Origin of the sequence: Blastococcus sp. PRF04-17 (assembly GCF_023016265.1) — a bacterium.
In the GTDB taxonomy this organism is placed as follows: Bacteria; Actinomycetota; Actinomycetes; order Mycobacteriales; family Geodermatophilaceae; genus Blastococcus_B.
This window is the reverse complement of record NZ_CP095412.1, coordinates 234530-250785: the sequence shown is the minus strand read 5'-3', so window position 1 is coordinate 250785 and position 16256 is coordinate 234530. Positions and strand designations below refer to the sequence as shown.

Annotated in this window: 17 protein-coding genes; 4 read left to right on the top strand and 13 right to left on the bottom strand. The window is 74.7% G+C overall.

Annotation, left to right across the window (positions count from 1 at the left end):
* The first annotated feature begins 58 nt into the window (after positions 1–58).
* Together MVA48_RS01315 and MVA48_RS01310 are read left to right on the top strand one after the other, a co-directional pair.
* A complete protein-coding gene (locus MVA48_RS01315; protein WP_246984889.1) occupies positions 59–1276 on the top strand; it encodes a thiolase family protein in 1218 nt (405 codons plus the stop codon).
* On the top strand, positions 1273–3354 hold the full coding sequence (locus tag MVA48_RS01310) for a 3-hydroxyacyl-CoA dehydrogenase NAD-binding domain-containing protein (protein WP_246984886.1): 2082 nt from the start codon (positions 1273–1275) through the stop codon (positions 3352–3354). The genes MVA48_RS01315 and MVA48_RS01310 overlap by 4 nt, the downstream gene beginning before the upstream one ends.
* Positions 3355–3526: 172 nt before the next feature.
* Here the strand turns inward: MVA48_RS01310 and MVA48_RS01305 are convergent, their stop codons facing one another.
* From MVA48_RS01305 to MVA48_RS01275, 7 genes are all read right to left on the bottom strand, one after another.
* Complete coding sequence (locus tag MVA48_RS01305; protein WP_246984882.1) at positions 3527–3805, bottom strand: thiamine-binding protein; 279 nt, start codon at positions 3803–3805, stop codon at positions 3527–3529.
* Between the two features lie 20 nt (positions 3806–3825).
* Positions 3826–5742: a 1-deoxy-D-xylulose-5-phosphate synthase gene (gene dxs / locus MVA48_RS01300; RefSeq protein WP_246984879.1), complete on the bottom strand. Its 1917-nt coding sequence runs from the start codon at positions 5740–5742 to the stop codon at positions 3826–3828.
* Between the two features lie 137 nt (positions 5743–5879).
* Positions 5880–6248, bottom strand: a complete 369-nt coding sequence (locus MVA48_RS01295; RefSeq protein ID WP_246984877.1) for a hypothetical protein — start codon at positions 6246–6248, stop codon at positions 5880–5882.
* A 191-nt stretch (positions 6249–6439) separates the two neighbouring features.
* Entirely contained in the window at positions 6440–6670 is a 231-nt protein-coding gene (locus MVA48_RS01290) for a DUF4177 domain-containing protein (protein WP_246984875.1), read from the bottom strand.
* Between the two features lie 25 nt (positions 6671–6695).
* Complete coding sequence (locus MVA48_RS01285; RefSeq protein WP_246984873.1) at positions 6696–7229, bottom strand: hypothetical protein; 534 nt, start codon at positions 7227–7229, stop codon at positions 6696–6698.
* 38 nt (positions 7230–7267) lie between these two features.
* Positions 7268–8578, bottom strand: coding sequence for a class I SAM-dependent RNA methyltransferase (locus tag MVA48_RS01280; RefSeq protein ID WP_246984872.1), 1311 nt, complete (start codon positions 8576–8578; stop codon positions 7268–7270).
* The gene (locus tag MVA48_RS01275) at positions 8571–10595 is read right to left on the bottom strand and encodes an APC family permease (protein WP_246984870.1); all 2025 of its coding nucleotides are present in this window, start codon (positions 10593–10595) and stop codon (positions 8571–8573) included. The genes MVA48_RS01280 and MVA48_RS01275 overlap by 8 nt, the downstream gene beginning before the upstream one ends.
* Positions 10596–10765: 170 nt before the next feature.
* On the opposite strand from MVA48_RS01275, the gene MVA48_RS01270 reads away from it, so the two are divergent.
* Both MVA48_RS01270 and MVA48_RS01265 read left to right on the top strand, forming a co-directional pair.
* Entirely contained in the window at positions 10766–11434 is a 669-nt protein-coding gene (locus MVA48_RS01270) for a potassium channel family protein (RefSeq protein WP_246984867.1), read from the top strand.
* Positions 11434–12111, top strand: a complete 678-nt coding sequence (locus MVA48_RS01265) for a potassium channel family protein (protein WP_246984865.1) — start codon at positions 11434–11436, stop codon at positions 12109–12111. The genes MVA48_RS01270 and MVA48_RS01265 overlap by 1 nt, the downstream gene beginning before the upstream one ends.
* Here the strand turns inward: MVA48_RS01265 and MVA48_RS01260 are convergent.
* The 6 genes from MVA48_RS01260 to MVA48_RS01235 are packed head-to-tail and all read right to left on the bottom strand — an operon-like array spanning position 12108 to position 16253.
* Positions 12108–12956 carry a DUF3159 domain-containing protein gene (locus MVA48_RS01260; protein WP_246984863.1) on the bottom strand — a complete coding sequence of 283 codons (849 nt, stop codon included), beginning with the start codon at positions 12954–12956 and terminating at the stop codon, positions 12108–12110. The two genes, MVA48_RS01265 and MVA48_RS01260, sit on opposite strands and share 4 nt — an antisense overlap.
* A 13-nt stretch (positions 12957–12969) precedes the next feature.
* The gene (locus MVA48_RS01255) at positions 12970–13347 is read right to left on the bottom strand and encodes an OB-fold nucleic acid binding domain-containing protein (RefSeq protein WP_246984861.1); all 378 of its coding nucleotides are present in this window, start codon (positions 13345–13347) and stop codon (positions 12970–12972) included.
* A complete protein-coding gene (locus MVA48_RS01250) occupies positions 13344–14117 on the bottom strand; it encodes an alpha/beta hydrolase family protein (protein ID WP_246984859.1) in 774 nt (257 codons plus the stop codon). The genes MVA48_RS01255 and MVA48_RS01250 overlap by 4 nt, the downstream gene beginning before the upstream one ends.
* Positions 14114–14839 carry a DUF3710 domain-containing protein gene (locus tag MVA48_RS01245; RefSeq protein ID WP_246984857.1) on the bottom strand — a complete coding sequence of 242 codons (726 nt, stop codon included), beginning with the start codon at positions 14837–14839 and terminating at the stop codon, positions 14114–14116. Before MVA48_RS01245 ends, MVA48_RS01250 begins: the two co-directional genes overlap by 4 nt.
* 1 nt (position 14840) lies before the next feature.
* On the bottom strand, positions 14841–15323 hold the full coding sequence (gene dut / locus MVA48_RS01240; protein WP_246984849.1) for a dUTP diphosphatase: 483 nt from the start codon (positions 15321–15323) through the stop codon (positions 14841–14843).
* A 33-nt stretch (positions 15324–15356) separates the two neighbouring features.
* Positions 15357–16253, bottom strand: a complete 897-nt coding sequence (locus MVA48_RS01235; RefSeq protein WP_246984847.1) for a hypothetical protein — start codon at positions 16251–16253, stop codon at positions 15357–15359.
* Positions 16254–16256: the final 3 nt, after the last annotated feature.

Genomic DNA, 16256 nt, shown 5'->3' with positions numbered 1-16256 from the left:
GGTAACTTGTGGGGGCCGCGCCGTGCCCGGTGCGGTCCCGAACAGCTGCGGAGGTCCCATGTCCCGCTCGTTGCGCCATGGAGGGCGAGCTGTCGTCTTCGTCGACGGCGTGCGCACCCCCTTCGGCAAGGCCGGCCCTGCGGGCATCTACGCCGAGACCCGCGCCGACGACCTCGTCGTCCGGGTCATCCGCGAGCTGCTGCGCCGCAACCCGGCCCTGCCGGCCGACCGCGTGGACGAGGTGGCGATCGCCGCCACGACGCAGATCGGCGACCAGGGCCTGACCATCGGCCGCACCGCGGCGCTGCTCGCCGGGCTGCCGAAGTCGGTGCCGGGCTACGCGATCGACCGCATGTGCGCCGGTGCCATGACCGCGGTGACCACCACCGCCAGCGGCATCGCGTTCGGCGCGTACGACGTCGCGATCGCCGGCGGCGTGGAGCACATGGGCCGCCACCCGATGGGCGAGGGCGTGGACCCGAACCCGAGGATCATCAGCGAGAAGCTGGTCGATCCGTCGGCGCTGGTCATGGGCTCGACCGCGGAGAACCTGCATGACCGCTTCCCGCACCTGACCAAGGAGCGCTGCGACGCGTTCGCCCTGGCCAGCCAGCAGAAGTACGCGAAGGCCGTGGCCAACGGGCAGATCGGCCCGGAGCTGGTGACCATGGCCACCCGCTCGGCCGAGCACGGGTGGGGCGTGGCCACCGCCGACGAGCCGCCGCGGCCGAACACGACGCTCGACGGGCTGGCCTCGCTGAAGACGCCGTTCCGCCCGCACGGGCACGTGACCGCGGGCAACGCGGCCGGGCTCAACGACGGCGCCACCGGCTGCCTGCTCGCGGCCGAGGACGTGGCGCGCGAACTCGGGCTGGACGTGGGCATGCGGCTGGTCGGCTACGGCTTCGCCGGCGTCGAGCCCGAGGTCATGGGCATCGGGCCGGTGCCGTCCACCGAGAAGGCGCTGGCCCGCACCGGCCTGTCGATCGAGGACATCGGCCTGTTCGAGCTGAACGAGGCCTTCGCCGTCCAGGTGCTGGCCTTCCTCGACCACTTCGGCATCGCCGACGGCGACGAGCGGGTCAACCCGTGGGGCGGCGCCATCGCCGTCGGCCACCCGCTGGCGTCCTCCGGCGTCCGGCTCATGACCCAGCTGTCGCGACAGTTCGCCGAGCGGCCCGACGTCCGCTACGGCCTCACCGCGATGTGCGTGGGCCTCGGCATGGGCGCCAGCGTGATCTGGGAGAACCCGAACTGGGAAGGGGCCGCGAAGTGACCGCTGTCTTCGAGGACGAGGTCGTCACGACGGCGCACGTCCGCTACCTGACCCTGCCCGGGCTGTCGGGCGAGTTCGCCCTGATCACGCTCGACAACGGGCACGACCACACGCGTCCCTCGACGTTCGGCCCGGGCGGCATCGCCTCCCTGGACGCGGCTCTGGACGAGATCGCGGCGCACTCCCCCGCCCCCGTCGCGATCGGCGTGACCGGCAAGCCGTTCATCTTCGCCGTCGGCGCGGACCTCTCCGGCGTCCCGTCGATCACCGACGCCGCGCAGGCCCGGGAGATCGCCGAGGCCGGCCACCGCGTGTTCCGCCGGCTCAAGGACGCCCCGGTGCCGACCTTCGCGTTCGTCAACGGCGTCGCGCTGGGCGGCGGGCTCGAGCTGGCGCTGCACTGCGGGCACCGGACGATCGCGACCACCGCGACGGTCGCCTTCCCCGAGGTCTTCCTCGGCCTGGTGCCCGGCTGGGGCGGCACGCAGCTGCTGCCGAACCTGATCGGCATCGACCCCGCGGTCACCGTGATCGTCGAGAACGCCCTGGCGCAGAACAGGATGCTGCCGGCACCCGAGGCCGCGAGGCTCGGCATCGCCGACGCCGTGCTGGAGCCCGCGGACTTCCTCGAGCGGTCGCTCGAGTGGGCCGTGGGCGTGCTCACCGGCGAGGTGACCGTCTCCCGTCCCGAGGTCGACCGCGGCGGGTGGGACGACGCCATCGCCCGCGCCCGGCAGATCGTCGCCGCGCGGACGCGCAACGCCTCCCCCGGCGCCGTCCGGGCCGTGGAGCTGCTCGACCTCGCCCGGGCCGGCGCCGACGGGGGCGCCTTCACCGCGGGCACCGCGGCCGAGGACGACGCCCTGACCGACCTGCTGATGAGCGACCCGCTGCGGGCCTCGCTGTACTCGTTCGACCTGGTCAACAAGCGGGCCAAGCGGCCGGCCGGTGCGCCGGACAAGTCGCTGGCGCGGAAGGTCGGCAAGGTCGGCGTCGTCGGGGCCGGGCTGATGGCGTCGCAGCTGGCGCTGCTGTTCGTGCGCCGGCTCGAGGTGCCCGTCGTCCTGACCGACATCGACCAGTCCCGCGTCGACAAGGGCGTGGGCTACGTGCACGGCGAGCTGGACAAGCTCGCCGCCCGCGGCCGGCTGTCGGCCGACGCGCTCAACCGGCTCAAGGGCCTGGTCACCGGCTCGCTGTCCAAGGACGTCTTCGCCGACGCCGACCTCGTCGTCGAGGCGGTGTTCGAGGAGATGTCGGTCAAGCAGCAGGTGTTCGCCGAGGTCGAGGCGGTCGTGTCGCCCGAGTGCGTGCTGGCGACCAACACCTCGGCGCTGTCGGTGACCGAGATGGCCTCGAAGCTCGAGCACCCGGAGCGGGTCGTCGGGTTGCACTTCTTCAACCCGGTGGCGGTGCTCCCGCTGCTCGAGGTCGTGCGCGCCGGACGGACCGACGACGCGACGCTCGCCACCGCGTTCGCCGTCGGCAAGGCGCTGAAGAAGTCCTGCGTGCTCGTCGCCGACGCCCCGGCGTTCGTGGTGAACCGGCTGCTCACCCGCTTCCTGGGCGAGATCACCTCCGCCGTGGAGCAGGGCACCCCGGTCGCGGTGGCCGACCGGGCCCTGGACCCGCTGGGCCTGCCGATGACGCCGTTCGAGCTGCTCACGCTCGTCGGCCCACCGGTGGCGCTGCACGTGGCCGAGCGGATGCACGAGGCGTTCCCCGACCGGTTCGCCGTCGGCGAGGGGCTGCGCCGCATGGTCGAGCTCGGCAAGTCCTCGGTCTACTCGGAACCCGGCGTCGTCGACCCCGACCTCGAGGGCATCGACTCGGGCGACGCACCGCTGTCCGAGGCGCAGGTGCGCGACCGGGCCGAGAAGGCACTGGCCGAGGAGATCCGGCTGATGCTGGACGAGGGCGTCGTCGCGGCCGTGCAGGACATCGACCTGTGCATGCTGCTCGGCGCCGGATGGCCGTTCTGGCTGGGCGGCATCTCCGCGCACCTCGACCGCACCGGGGTCTCCGAGGCGGTCACCGGGTCCCGGTTCCTGCCGAAGGGCGTGGCGTCGCTGCCCTGACGAGGCGCCGCCAGAGACCGGCGGCCCGGGTTCCTCAGCGCGGAGGACCCGGGCCGTCGCCCGTTCCGTCCCACGACCTTCGCCGTATCGGCACTGTCCCGCGCTGCACGGCGTGGATCTGCCCGTACGGCGAGGGCGACGCCCGGCCGGCATCGCACCGGCCTCAGGCCTCCTACCGGAACTTGCGGGTGAGGCTGTCGATGCTGCGGTTCACCGAGGCGACCTTGACATGGGACAGACCGCCGTCCGCGCCGGCGAGCAGCATCGCCTCGTGTGCGGCGCGCAGGGTGTCCCACACCCGGTCGGCCGGCCCCTCGAGGGTGGTGCCGAGCGCGCCGACCTCGTAGGTCAGCCCGGAGGCCGCGATGGCGCCGATCGCCGCCTCGACGTGGGCGTGCGGGTTCTCGTCGGTGCCGGGCGGCGACGGCGCGACCTGGATCTCGGCGATCACCCACTCGTCCCGCGGTTCCGTCAGTGCTGCGCTCCGTCGACAGGAGCCGGGACGGCGACCTCCGCGCGCTCGGCGAGGACGGCGGTCCACTCGGCGATCCGCCGGGCGATGTCCTGCTCGGTCAGCCCCGCGTCGGCGAGCACCTGACCGCGGCTGCCGTGGTCGAAGAACCGCTGCGGCAGGCCCACCGCCCGGACCGGGACGTCGATCTGCCGGTCCTGCAGCGCCTGGGTGAGCGTGGTCCCGACGCCGCCGGCCCGTCCGCCGTCCTCGACGGTGACCACGAGCCGGTGCCCGGCCGCGAGGTCCACCAGCTCGTCGGCCACCGGCAGCACCCACCGCGGATCGACCACCGTGACGTCGATGCCGTGGTCGGCGGCCCGCTCGGCCACCGCCAGGCAGACCGGCACCATCGCACCCACCGCGACCAGCAGGACGTCACGCCGCTCCCCGCGGCGCAGCACGTCGACCGGCCCCCGACGCTCCAGCGCCGGGATGTCGACCGGCGGCGCCCCCTTCGGGAAGCGGACCACCGTGGGCCCGTCGGTGACCGCGACCGCCTCGCGCAGCGCCTCCCGCAGGGTCGCCTCGTCCCGGGGCGCCGCGACCCGGACGCCCGGAACGACGGAGAGGATCGACATGTCCCACATGCCGTTGTGCGAGGCGCCGTCCGTTCCGGTGACGCCCGCCCGGTCGAGGACGACGGTGACCGGCTGCCGGTGCAGCGCGACGTCCATGAGCAGCTGGTCGAACGCCCGGTTGAGGAACGTGGAGTAGACAGCGACGACCGGGTGCAGGCCCCCCATGGCCAGGCCGGCGGCGGAGGTGAGGGCGTGCTGCTCGGCGATGCCCACGTCGAAGGTCCGCTCCGGGAAGCGCTCGGCGAACGCGGCCAGCCCGGTCGGGTGCAGCATCGCGGCCGTGATCGCCACGACGTCGGACCGCTCGGTGCCGATGCGCACCAGCTCGTCGGAGAAGGCCGTCGTCCAGTCGCGGGCGGCGACGGTGACCGCTCCGCTGTCGGGGTCGAACACCCCGGTGGCGTGCCAGGCGTCGATCTGGTCGGTCTCGGCGGGCGGATAGCCGAAGCCCTTGGTGGTGACGGCGTGCACGATGACCGGCCCCCCGAACGAGCGGGCACGGCGCAACGCGGACTCCATGACCTCGATGTCGTGGCCGTCGACCGGACCGACGTACTTGAGGCCGAGGTCCTCGAACATGCCCTGCGGCGACAGGACGTCCTTGAGGCCCTTCTTGATCGCGTGCAGCGCGTCGTACAGCGCCGTCCCGACGACGGGCGCACGGTGCAGCGCCTGCCGGACGGCCTTGAGCGCGTCCTCGTAGCCCGGCCGCAGACGCAGGGTGGCCAGGGCGTCGGCCACCCCGCCGATCGTCGGTGAGTAGGAGCGGCCGTTGTCGTTGACGACGATGATCACCGGGCGGTCCTGGGCCCCGGCGATGTTGTTCAGCGCCTCCCAGGCCATGCCTCCGGTCAGGGCGCCGTCGCCGACCACGGCCACCACCGGCCGGGAGTCGCCGCGCACGGCGTGGGCCTTGGCCAGCCCGTCGGCGTAGGACAGCGCGGTGGACGCGTGGCTGTTCTCGACCCAGTCGTGCTCGCTCTCCGCCCGGCTCGGATACCCCGACAGGCCGCCCCGCTGGCGCAGCCGCTCGAAGCCCTCGACGCGGCCGGTGAGCATCTTGTGCACGTAGGACTGGTGGCCGGTGTCGAAGATGATCGGCTCGCGGGGCGAGTCGAAGACCCGGTGCAGCGCGATGGTCAGCTCGACGCACCCCAGGTTCGGGCCGAGGTGCCCGCCGGTCTTGGCGACGCTGGTGACCAGCGTGTCGCGGATCTCCGCCGCGAGGGCGGGCAGTTCTTCGGATCTGAGGGCCCTGACATCAGCGGGATCCCGGATCGATCGCAGGTGCGGCACGGCTCGGAGGTTCCTCTCGATCGGCGGCAGCTGCACGGCTGGCGGTGTTCTCCCGGCGGGCGGCCGCCGATCAACTGTAGCCGCGCATCGCAGGGACTTCCGGCCGAGCGACGTGGGTGGATGCAGGTCACAGCCGCTCAGAGCCGGGGCACCCAGCGCTCACCGCGCAGCGCTCCGGCCACCACCTCGACCCCGCGGGCGGCCGCCGCGAGCCTCGCCCCCTCCCGCTCGTAGGCGACCATCGCCGCCTCGATGGCATCGGCGGGCAGGTCGTCGGCGAGGTCGATCCGCACCGTCCGCCAGCCCTTGCGGGCCGCCTCCAACCCGGCGGCCACGTGGTCTGCCGCGAAGCGGGCCAGCAGCACGGGATAGCGCCGGAGCACCTCGTGCGACCGGTAGTCGGAGGGCACGAGGTCGTAGAGCCAGGCGACCGCCGTCCGCTCCCAGTCGGGGGCGCCCGGCGGGCGCACCTCCTCCGGCCACCCCGGCGGCACCGCCCCGTCCACCCGCCCAGTGTCGCCCCCGGGCTCCCGGAACACGACACCGGATCGCACGCGTGTTCGAGGGCGGCTCCGGTGTGCCGCGTCGGCCGGCGGACGACCCCCGGACAGCTGCTTCGCGTCGTGCGGCGGCTTCTGCTCCGCCGGGCGGACCGGGATCGTCGTGCTCGACGAGGTCGTCCGCGAGTGAGCGCCGATCAGCCGGCGGTCTGCCGCTTGAGCCAGAACTGCTCGAAGCCCCAGGTACCCGCGCCGCTCGAGTGGTAGCTGACCAGCTCCCAGCCCTCCGCGCCGAGGCGGTTGAGGACCGAGCTCGTGTCGCCCTTCTGGCGCTCGGACTCCCCGCCGGGGAGCTTGACGCTCACTCCGGCGCGCTGGGACTCGGCGTCGTTCGCGGTGATGACGGAGGCGTATTCCCACGTGGCCACGCCCCGACGGTAGCGGGTGGGCCGGTCAGCCCACCGGCAGCTCCGGGAGCTCGGGGTCCGGGCACCCCACCGGCAGCGGGAGGACCGCGCACGGGTCCGGCGGCTCCACGGGCTCGAGGACCTCGCCCGTGAGGCAGTCGACGAGGCCGACGCCCGGCCGGAAGATCGTGTCGACGCCGACGCAGACAAGGGCGCCGTCGATGGGGTCGTCGAGGAAGTCCAGGAGGCCCGCGCCGGGGCCGTTCGCGCCGCGGTCACCGGCGCCCGGGGTGAAGTCCGACGGCGCGTCGGTGACCGGGGCCGGGTTGCGCTCGGCGGCGGGTGGCGCCGGGATCGGCGGCGGCGCCTCGACGGCGACCGGCGAGGGACCCTCGACCGGCTCGGGAGGCGGCGGGAGCGGCGGCGGGACGAACTCCGTCGGCATCGCCGGCGCCGCCTCGGCCTGCTCGAGGATCGACGGCATGTCACCCAGGTACTCCGGCCCCCGGTCGGGGAGCGCGGCGTAGCCGCCCAGGCCGAGCAGCGCGATCACGCCGACGATGACACCCCCGCGGGCCATGCCGGAACGCTACGCCTCGCGCGGCGTACGCGGGTGGTTCAGGACGCCGCGACCAGGAGCGCGACGCACTCGACGTGGGCGGTCATCGGGAACGCGTCGAAGCCGCGGATGCCCTCGAGGCGGTAGCCGGCGTCGCCGAACGCGGCGACGTCCCGGGCCAGGGACGCCGGATCGCAGGCGACGTAGACGATCGCCCGCGCACCGGTCCCGGCCAGCAGCCGGCTGACCGCGGGCCCCGCCCCGGCGCGCGGCGGGTCGAGCACGATCACGTCGGGGGCGGTGCCCAGCTCGGCGAGCAGCTCGCCCAGCCCCTCGGCGTCCACCTCGCCCTGCCAGACCTCGGCCTGCGGCAGGCCGGCGAGGTTGGCGTCGGCGGCGGCGCAGGCGGCCTCGTCCGCCTCCACGCACACGACCCTGCCCTCGAGGCCGGCCGCCGGGGCGAGCGCACCCCCGAACAGACCCACACCGGCGTACAGGTCGAGCACGGTCTCCCCCGGCCGCACCGCGGCGAGCTCCCCCACGGCGGCGACCAGGGCGTCGGCCGCGGCGGGGTGCACCTGCCAGAAACCGGTGCCCTCGACCTCCCAGTCCCGGCCACCCGCGCGGCGCGCTGCCCGGCCGGTCGGCTCCGTCGGCAGGTCGCCGCCCGGCCGGACGACCCGGCTCGACGTGGGGTGGCCGCGGCGGTCCAGCCGGGTGGTGGTGACCGCGCCCGTGGAGTCCACCGAGACGTCGACCGCCCCGGCGCCCGGCCAGTGCTGCCGCAGCACCGCCAGCGCGGCCGACTCCGTGGTGATCGGGCAGTCGTCCAGGAGGACGACGTCGTGCGAGCGGTGCTTGCGCAGCCCGGGCTCTCCGGAGCGGTCGACGGCGAACCGGGCCCGCGACCGCCAGCGCAGCGGCCCCCCGGGCAGCTCCTCCACGGTCACGGCGACGTCCAGGCCGGCCAGGCGGGACAGCTGCTCGCGCACGACGGCGGCCTTCAGGTCCCGCTGAGCGGCCGGGGTCACGTGCTGCCAGTCGCACCCGCCGCAGCGCCCCGGCCCGCTGTACGGGCACGGGCGCTCGACCCGGTCGGGCGAGGCCTCGAGCACCTCGATCGCGTCGGCCCGGCAGAACGCCGCGTGCCGGTCCTCGGTCACCCGCACCCGGACCCGCTCGCCCGGCAGGCTGTGCCGCACGAAGACGACCCGCCCCTCGTGCCGGGCGACGCAATGCCCGCCGTGCGCCACCGAACCCACGATGACCTCGAACTCCGAGCCGACCCATCCCAGGCCGCCCTTCGGCCGGCCTCCAGGGGCCCGCGCCGAGCCTGCGAGGCGTGGGGGGACGGCCGGTCCTTCAGCCATACGGGGTGTCCTCGTCCTCGACCAGGCCGCGGCGCAGGTCCCCGGGTGCCGGACGCGCCGCGTCGCCGTCCTCCCGCCCGATCGAGCTCTCGAGCTGCCACGGCACGGTGGTGATCATGACGCCGGGCTGGAACTGCAGCCGGGCCCGCAGCCGCAGTGCGCTCTGGTTGTGCAGCACGTTCTCCCACCAGTGGCCGACGACGTACTGGGGGACGAAGACGACGACCAGCTCGCGCGGGCTGGCCCGGCGGATGCCCTTCACGAAGTCGACGACCGGCCGGGTGATCTCCCGGTAAGGGGACTCGACCACGGTCAGCGGCACCGGGACGTCGTACCGCTCCCAGTCGGCCTGCAGCGCGCGCGTCTCGGCGTCGTCGACGTTGACGGTGAGCGCGGTCAGCTCGTCGGGCCGGGTGGCACGCGCGAACGCCAGGGCCCGCAGCGTCGGCTTGTGGACCTTGGAGACCAGGACGACGGCGTGCACCTTGCTGGGCAGCGTGCGGGCGTCGGTGTCGGGGGCCAGCTGGTCGGAGACGTGCGAGTAGTGCGTGTGGATCCCCCGCATGAGCAGGATCAGCACCGGCATCGAGACCAGGACCAGCCACGCGCCGTGTGTGAACTTGGTGAGCACGATGATCGCGAGGACGACGGTGGTCAGCGTGCCGCCCACGAAGTTGATGACCTGGGACCGCCGCATCCGGCGCCGCGCGCCCGGGTCGGGCTCCTGCCGCAGCTCGCGGTTCCAGTGCCGCACCATGCCCCACTGGCCGATGGAGAAGCTGGTGAAGACGCCCAGGATGTAGAGCTGGATCAGCCGGCTCACCGAGGCGTCGAAGGCGACGATCAGCAGGCCGGCGAAGCCGGCGAGCAGCAGGATGCCGTTGCTGTAGACGAGCCTGTCCCCGCGGGTGCGCAGCTGGCGCGGCATGAAGCTGTCCTGCGCCAGGACGTTGCCCAGCAGCGGGAAGCCGTTGAAGGCGGTGTTGGCCGCGAGGATCAGGACGAGCGCCGTGGCGGCCTGCACCACGTAGAAGCCGGCCGTGGCGTCGCCGAAGGTGGCCGCGGCCACCTGCGCGATCACCGTGCGCTGCGGATCGGTCTCGCAGCCGGTGAAGCCGACCAGGTCGCAGGGGAACTCGGTGTACCGGACGCCCGAGAAGATGGCCAGCGCCGTGACCCCGGAGAACATGGTCACGGCGATCGCGCCCATGAGGGCGAGGGTGGTGGCCGCGTTGCGGCTCTTGGGCGGCTTGAAGGCCGGGACGCCGTTGGCGATGGCCTCGACGCCGGTGAGCGCGGTGCACCCGGAGGCGAACGCCCGCATCGCCAGCAGCACCAGCCCGACGGCGGTCAGCTCCGCGTACCCCGGCTCCGGGGTGATGCCGTAGCCGGCGCTCTCGGCGGTGATCCCGTCGCCGAGGAAGTGCCGGACCAGCCCGGTGACGATCATGACGACGATCGAGCCGATGAACAGGTAGGTCGGCGCCGCGAACGCCCGGCCGGACTCGCGGACGCCGCGCAGGTTGACGGCGGCCAGCAGCAGGATCAGGCCGATCGCGATCGTCATCCGGTGCTCGTTGAGCTGCGGGAAGGCGGAGATGATGTTGTCCGTGCCGGCCGACACCGACACCGCGACGGTCAGCACGTAGTCCACGAGCAGCGCGCTGGCCACGACGAGGGCCCAGAACCGGCCGTGGTTCTTCATCGCGACCTCGTAGTCGCCACCGCCGGACGGGTAGGCGCGCACGACCTGGCGGTAGGACGCCACCACCACGATCAGCAGGACCACGACGGCCGCCGCCAGCCACGGGGTCAGGAACAGCACCGCCGTCCCGGCCAGCGTCAGGATGATCAGGATCTCCTGGGTCGCGTAGGCGACCGAGGACAGCGGGTCACTGGCGAAGATGGGCAGCGCGAGCCGCTTGGGCAGCAGCGACTCGCCGAGCCGGTCGCTGCGCATGGCTCGGCCGAGGACGAGACGCTTCGGGAGCTGCCCGAGGCCGGACGGGCGTGACACGGCGGCGATCGTACGGACGCGGGGCCGCCCGCCGCCGCCGCGGACGCCGCGCCCCGCCCCTGAGAGGGATGTGTCCTGCGCCACGTCCGGCCGCTGTCCTGGCGGGTGTAGCTTCGCGCCCGGGTGCGCACGGCGGACGGCGCCGGCGCGGAGGGACACGGGAGTCGGTCGTGCACGTGGTCGTGATGGGCTGCGGACGCGTCGGCTCCGCCATCGCCCGCCGGCTCGAGGAGGTCGGGCACAGCGTCGCGGTGATCGATCAGGACCCCGATGCCTTCCGCCGCCTCGGCCCGGACTTCTCCGGCCGCCAGGTGACCGGGCTCGGCTTCGACCGGCAGACCCTGCTCGACGCCGGCATCGACTCCGCCGGCGCCTTCGCCGCGGTCAGCAGCGGTGACAACTCGAACATCATCAGCGCCCGCGTGGCCCGGGAGACGTTCGGCGTCCAGCATGTCGTCGCGCGCATCTACGACTCCAAGCGCGCCGAGGTCTACGAGCGGATGGGCATCCCCAGCGTCGCCACCGTGCCCTGGACGGTGAACCGGTTGCTGCGCGAGCTGCTGTCGGTGAAGGTCAGCGAGCTGTGGCGGGAGCCCACCGGCAAGGTGCTGCTGATGCGGGTCACCGTGACCGAGGGCTGGGTCGGGCGGAAGGTGGCCGAGCTCGAGACCGCCTCCGGCGCCCGTGTCGCCTGGCTGGTCCGGTTCGGCGACGCCCAGCTGCCCACGGGGTCGACGGTGCTGCAGGACGGCGACCAGCTCACCGTCGCCGTGACCGACGAGGTCACCTCGCGCGTGCACACGGTCGTCGAGCAGGGGTACCAGGGAGGCCGTCGCTGATGAGAGTCGCGATCGTCGGCGCCGGCGCCGTCGGCCGGTCCATCGCCGGGGAGCTGCTGGGCAACGGCCACACGGTCATGCTCATCGAGAAGGATCCCCGCAAGGTCCGCACGCGCGCCGTGCCCGGCGCGGAATGGGTGCAGGCCGACGCCTGCGAGGTCAGCTCCCTCGAGGAGGCGCAGCTGGCCACCTGCGACGTCGTCGTCGCCGCCACCGGTGACGACAAGGCCAACCTCGTCGTCTCGCTGCTGGCCAAGACCGAGTTCGCGGTCGACCGCGTGGTCGCGCGGGTGAAGGACCCGCGCAACGAGTGGCTCTACACCGAGGCCTGGGGCGTGGACGTCGCCGTCTCGACGCCGCGCGTGATCGCGGCGCTGGTCGAGGAGGCGGTGACCGTCGGCGACGTCGTCCGGCTGATGAGCTTCCGGAAGGGCGCGGCCAACCTGGTCGAGATCACCCTCTCCGAGGAGACGCCGTGGGTGGGCAAGCCGCTGCGCGAGGTGCCGCTGCCCCGTGAGACGGTGCTGACCGCGGTCCTGCGCGGCGACCGGGTCATCACCCCGACGCCCGACGAGCCGCTCGAGGCGGGCGACGAACTGCTGTTCGTCACGCACGCCGAGGTCGAGGACCAGCTGCAGGCGGTGCTGGCGCCGGAGAACGCGGCCGGGCGGTCCTAACCCCGGGCCCCGGCGCACCGGTGGCGGTGCAGCCGGGAGACCACCCAGAGGGTCACCACGACCTCGATCGCCGTCACCGGCAGGCCGAGCAGCAGCGACACCGTGCCCAGCCACTCGACCTCGTCGGCGTAGTAGAAGGGCGCCTGCACGGCCGCGCGCAGCAGGAACACCCCGCCCCACATGACCGTCAGCCAGGTGTAGGCCCGCATCATGCGGGGGTCCTCGCGCCAGTGCAGCTCCGGCTCCGGGTCCGGCTCGCCGCGGGCCGGTGCCGGCGGCCGCTCGTGGTGCAGGTGCGCGCGCACGCTGTCGATCCGCTTGCGCAGGCCCGGCAGCGACGCCGACGCCATCGACCCCAGATGGCTGGGCGCGAGGAACTCGGCGACGACGCCGACCAGGGGACGGCGGAAGGCGATGGACGCCAGCACCACCAGCCCGATCGCCGCGTTGCGGACGATGCCGAGCACGAAGAAGTCCCGGGCCTGGCCGGAGGCCGCGGCGATCGCGACCGCGATGCCGACCGCGAACAGCCCGCTCACCGCCTGCTGGACGCTCTGCCGCCGCACCAGGCGGAGCAGGAAGACCAGCACCGCGGCGCTCAGCGCGGCGTAGATGCCGACCCGCAGCCCACCCTGGGAGTTGGCCACGATGAAGGCGATCGTGGGCAGCGCGGCGTCGACCATGCCGCGCCAGCCACCCAGCTGCTCGAGCACGAGGTGGCGGTCGAACAACGGCGTGGCCCCGTCGGCCTCGGGCTGCTCGACGTCGGCCGGCTCCGCGGCCGCGGCCAGCTCCGGCTCCCCCGGTACGCCAGTGGCCGGCTCGTCCCCCCGGATCCTGTCCATGTGGTCGAGCGCGTCAGCCGGCGCCGAGCTCGTACCAGGGGTTGTAGATGACCCGTCTGCCGTCGAACGCCGCGAAGCGTCCGCGGGCGGTCACCGTGCGGCCCGGCTCGATGCCCGGGATGCGGCGGCGGCCGAGCCAGACCAGGGTCACCGACCCGGAGCCGTCGAAGAGCTCCGCCTCGAGGGTGGGCACGGTCTCCCGGGGGGTGTAGACGACCGACTTCAGCCGGCCGGTCACGGTGACCACCTCGCCCTTGCGGCAGGACGACACGGGCTCGCAGCCGGCGTTCACGGCCTCCGCACGCAGTTCCTGGGCGTCGATGCTCTGGTCGTCGGCGGTCAGGCGCTGCAGCGCCTTCGACAGCCAGCCGGCCGGACGGGTCTCGGTCACGCTCCCAGCGTACGGCGGCGCGTCATCCACGTCCGCGCGGTCCGCCACGCGTCGGAGGCCGGGTCGATGACCGCCATGTGGTCACCGGGGACGACGCTCACCTCGACCTGCTCCCCCACGGCCGCGGCGGCCGCCGCGTACCGGCGGCTCTGGTCGACCGGGACGACGTCGTCCTCGGCGCCGTGCACGCAGAGCACCGGCACCCCGCTGGGCAGCAGGGCGACCGGATCGGCGGCGGCGTACCGCTCCGGCGACTCGGCCGGGCGCGCGCCGAGGAAGTCCACCACCGCGCCGTCGCCGAGCCGCTGCTCCACGGCCGCGGTCAGGTCGAGCACGCCCGCCTGGAGGACCGCCGCGGTGACCGGCACGGACGGCCCCGCACCGGGCATGCCGTCGGGCAGCCGCCGTCGGCCGGCGACCCACGCGGCGAGGTGGCCCCCGGCGGAGTGGCCGATCACCGTCACGTCCCTGAGGTCGAGCCGGTCGACCTGGGGCAGGCCGGCCAGGGAGTCCACCGCGGCGGCGACGTCCTCGAGGGTGTGCGGCCACCCGCCGCCCGCGCCCACCCGCCGGTACTCCACGGCGACCGCCGCGTAGCCGAAGGCCGCGAGGTCGGCAGCGAGCGGCCGCGCGAGCTCAACGCCGTACGCGGCCCGCCAGAACCCCCCGTGCAGGACGACGGCGACCGGAGCGGGCCCGGGGTCCACCGGCAGGCTCAGCTCCAGGAACTGGTCGGGATGGTCCCCGTAGCGGTGCGGGAGGACGGTCACGCCTGCGGCGCGGGGCCACCCGGCCGGCCGGCGGCCTGCTGCCGCGCGGCGAGCTGGGCGGCGGCCTGCGGCGGCAGGGTGAGCGGCAGCTGCTCGCGGACCGGCATGGGCTCGGTCCCCCGGACGACGACGATGCCGCGGAACGCCGCCTCGAGCGCGGCGGTCTCGGGCGGCGGGTCGCCCTCGTACGGTGCGGCGGCCGGGCCGCTGAGCATGCCGCGGAGGAACCAGCGGGGACCGTCGACGCCCAGGAAGCGGGCCGGTCGCCGGACGGGCCGGGGTGGGGTGGTCTGACCGGGCTGGGGCGGCGGCGTGGCCATGATCGTGCCGGCGAGCTCGGGACCGAACGGGCCCTCGACCTCCTCGAGCGAGCCGCCCTGCCCCGAAGCGCTCGTCGCGAGGTCCTCGCGGACGCCGTCCCAGATGCCGCCGGCCCGAGGGGCCGCGAAGGCCGAGACCTGCAGGGTCGACTCCCCGGCCCGCAGGGTGGCCGCGATGACCTTCTGCTGGGCGCTGAGCTCGACCCGCAGGTCCATGCCCGGCAGGGCGGGCAGCCGGATCGCCCCCAGGTCGATCCGCGCCAGGCCGTCCTGCGGCGCGTCGGCGACGTCCCACGGCCCGCTGGTGGCCGCCACCTCGCGCTCGCGCACCTGCGGCTCGGGGGGCACCCCGCGCTCGCGCAGGCTGCGGTCGATGCGGTTGCGGCGTCGTCCGAACGGCATGTCAGGCCTGCCCTCCCATGACGGGTTCCGCCGTGGCGCCGCCGGTGGACCCGTGACCGCCGGCGCCGCGAGGGCTGTCGGGCAGCTCCGCCACGGGCACGAACCGGGCCCGCACGACGGGCTGGACGACCAGCTGGGCGACGCGGTCGCCCCGGCGCAGGGTGAGCGGCGTGGTCGGGTCCAGGTTGATCAGGTTCACCTTGATCTCACCGCGGTAGCCGGCGTCGATCGTGCCCGGCGCGTTGACCAGGCTGAGGCCGAGGCGGTGCGCCAGGCCGGAGCGGGGGTGCACGAACCCGGCGTAGCCCTCGGGGATGGCCACGGCGACGCCCGTGCCGACGAGGGCCCGCTGGAGAGGGGCCAGCTCGACGTCCTCGGTCAGCGACAGGTCCGCGCCGGCGTCGCCGGGCAGGGCGTACTGGGGCGGGCGGCCCTCCGGAACGGTCAGCCGGACCGGCACGTCCAGCTCGTGGTTGTCGGGCACGACGGCGACCCTATAAGGCGCCGGGCGCATCGTTCAGGAGCCCGGCTCGGCCGCCGGGGAGTCCCGCAGTTCGGCACGGACGCGCTCCGCGAGCTCCTCCGTGGCTCGGCGGTTGCCCCGCCCGGCGATGGCGGCGCCGATCATGAACGGCGCCGCGGTGGGCACCGAGCCGGCGAGCTTGCGGGCGACCCGTTTGCGCACCGCCCGCATGCCGGCACTGCCCAGCAGCGACCCGAGCGCCGACGTGCCGGCGCCGGCGACGGGCCGTTGCGTGGACCAGCTGGCCAGGTAGGCGGCGGCGCGGGCGCGGGCGTCCCCCGGAGCCGGCCGTCCGTGCAGCTCGTGCAGCTCGCCGATGAGGACGACCTCGATGCCGGCGATCAGCACCGTCTCCGCGCCGAGTTCGATCGGCAGCGCCAGCAGGGACGCGGGGGCGAACCAGTGCGCGGCCGAGAGCCCTCCGGTCGCCGCGCCGATGCTGCTCGTGGCCTTGGCCGCCCGCGCGACCAGCGCGTCGGCGATCTCGTCGTCGGTCAGGCCGGGGTAGGCCTGGCGCAGCCGCGCCGCGTCGCGGATCGGCAGACGCGGCGCGGCGGCGGCGAGGAGGTCGCCCAGCAGCGCGGCGGGCGTGCGGTCCCCCGAGGTGCCCTCGGCGGCCGCCGTCCGCGTCTCGTCCCGGCCGAACGCCGCGCCGAGGGCCGTGCCGACGGCGCCGACGACGTCCTTCAGGCCGCCGGCGGCCGACCTCGCCGAGCCGCCGGCCGGGTCGGCCCCGCGCGCCGAGCTGACCAGGCCGGCCACGGCGTCGGCGACGGCGCGGGCCGCGCGGCCGACCCCGGTCTCCTCGACCGGTGGCGGGGGCGGCGCGGCCACCGGCCGCGGCGGCGGGACGTCCCGCGCCGGGCCGGTCCGAGGCTCGTGCTCACTCATCGT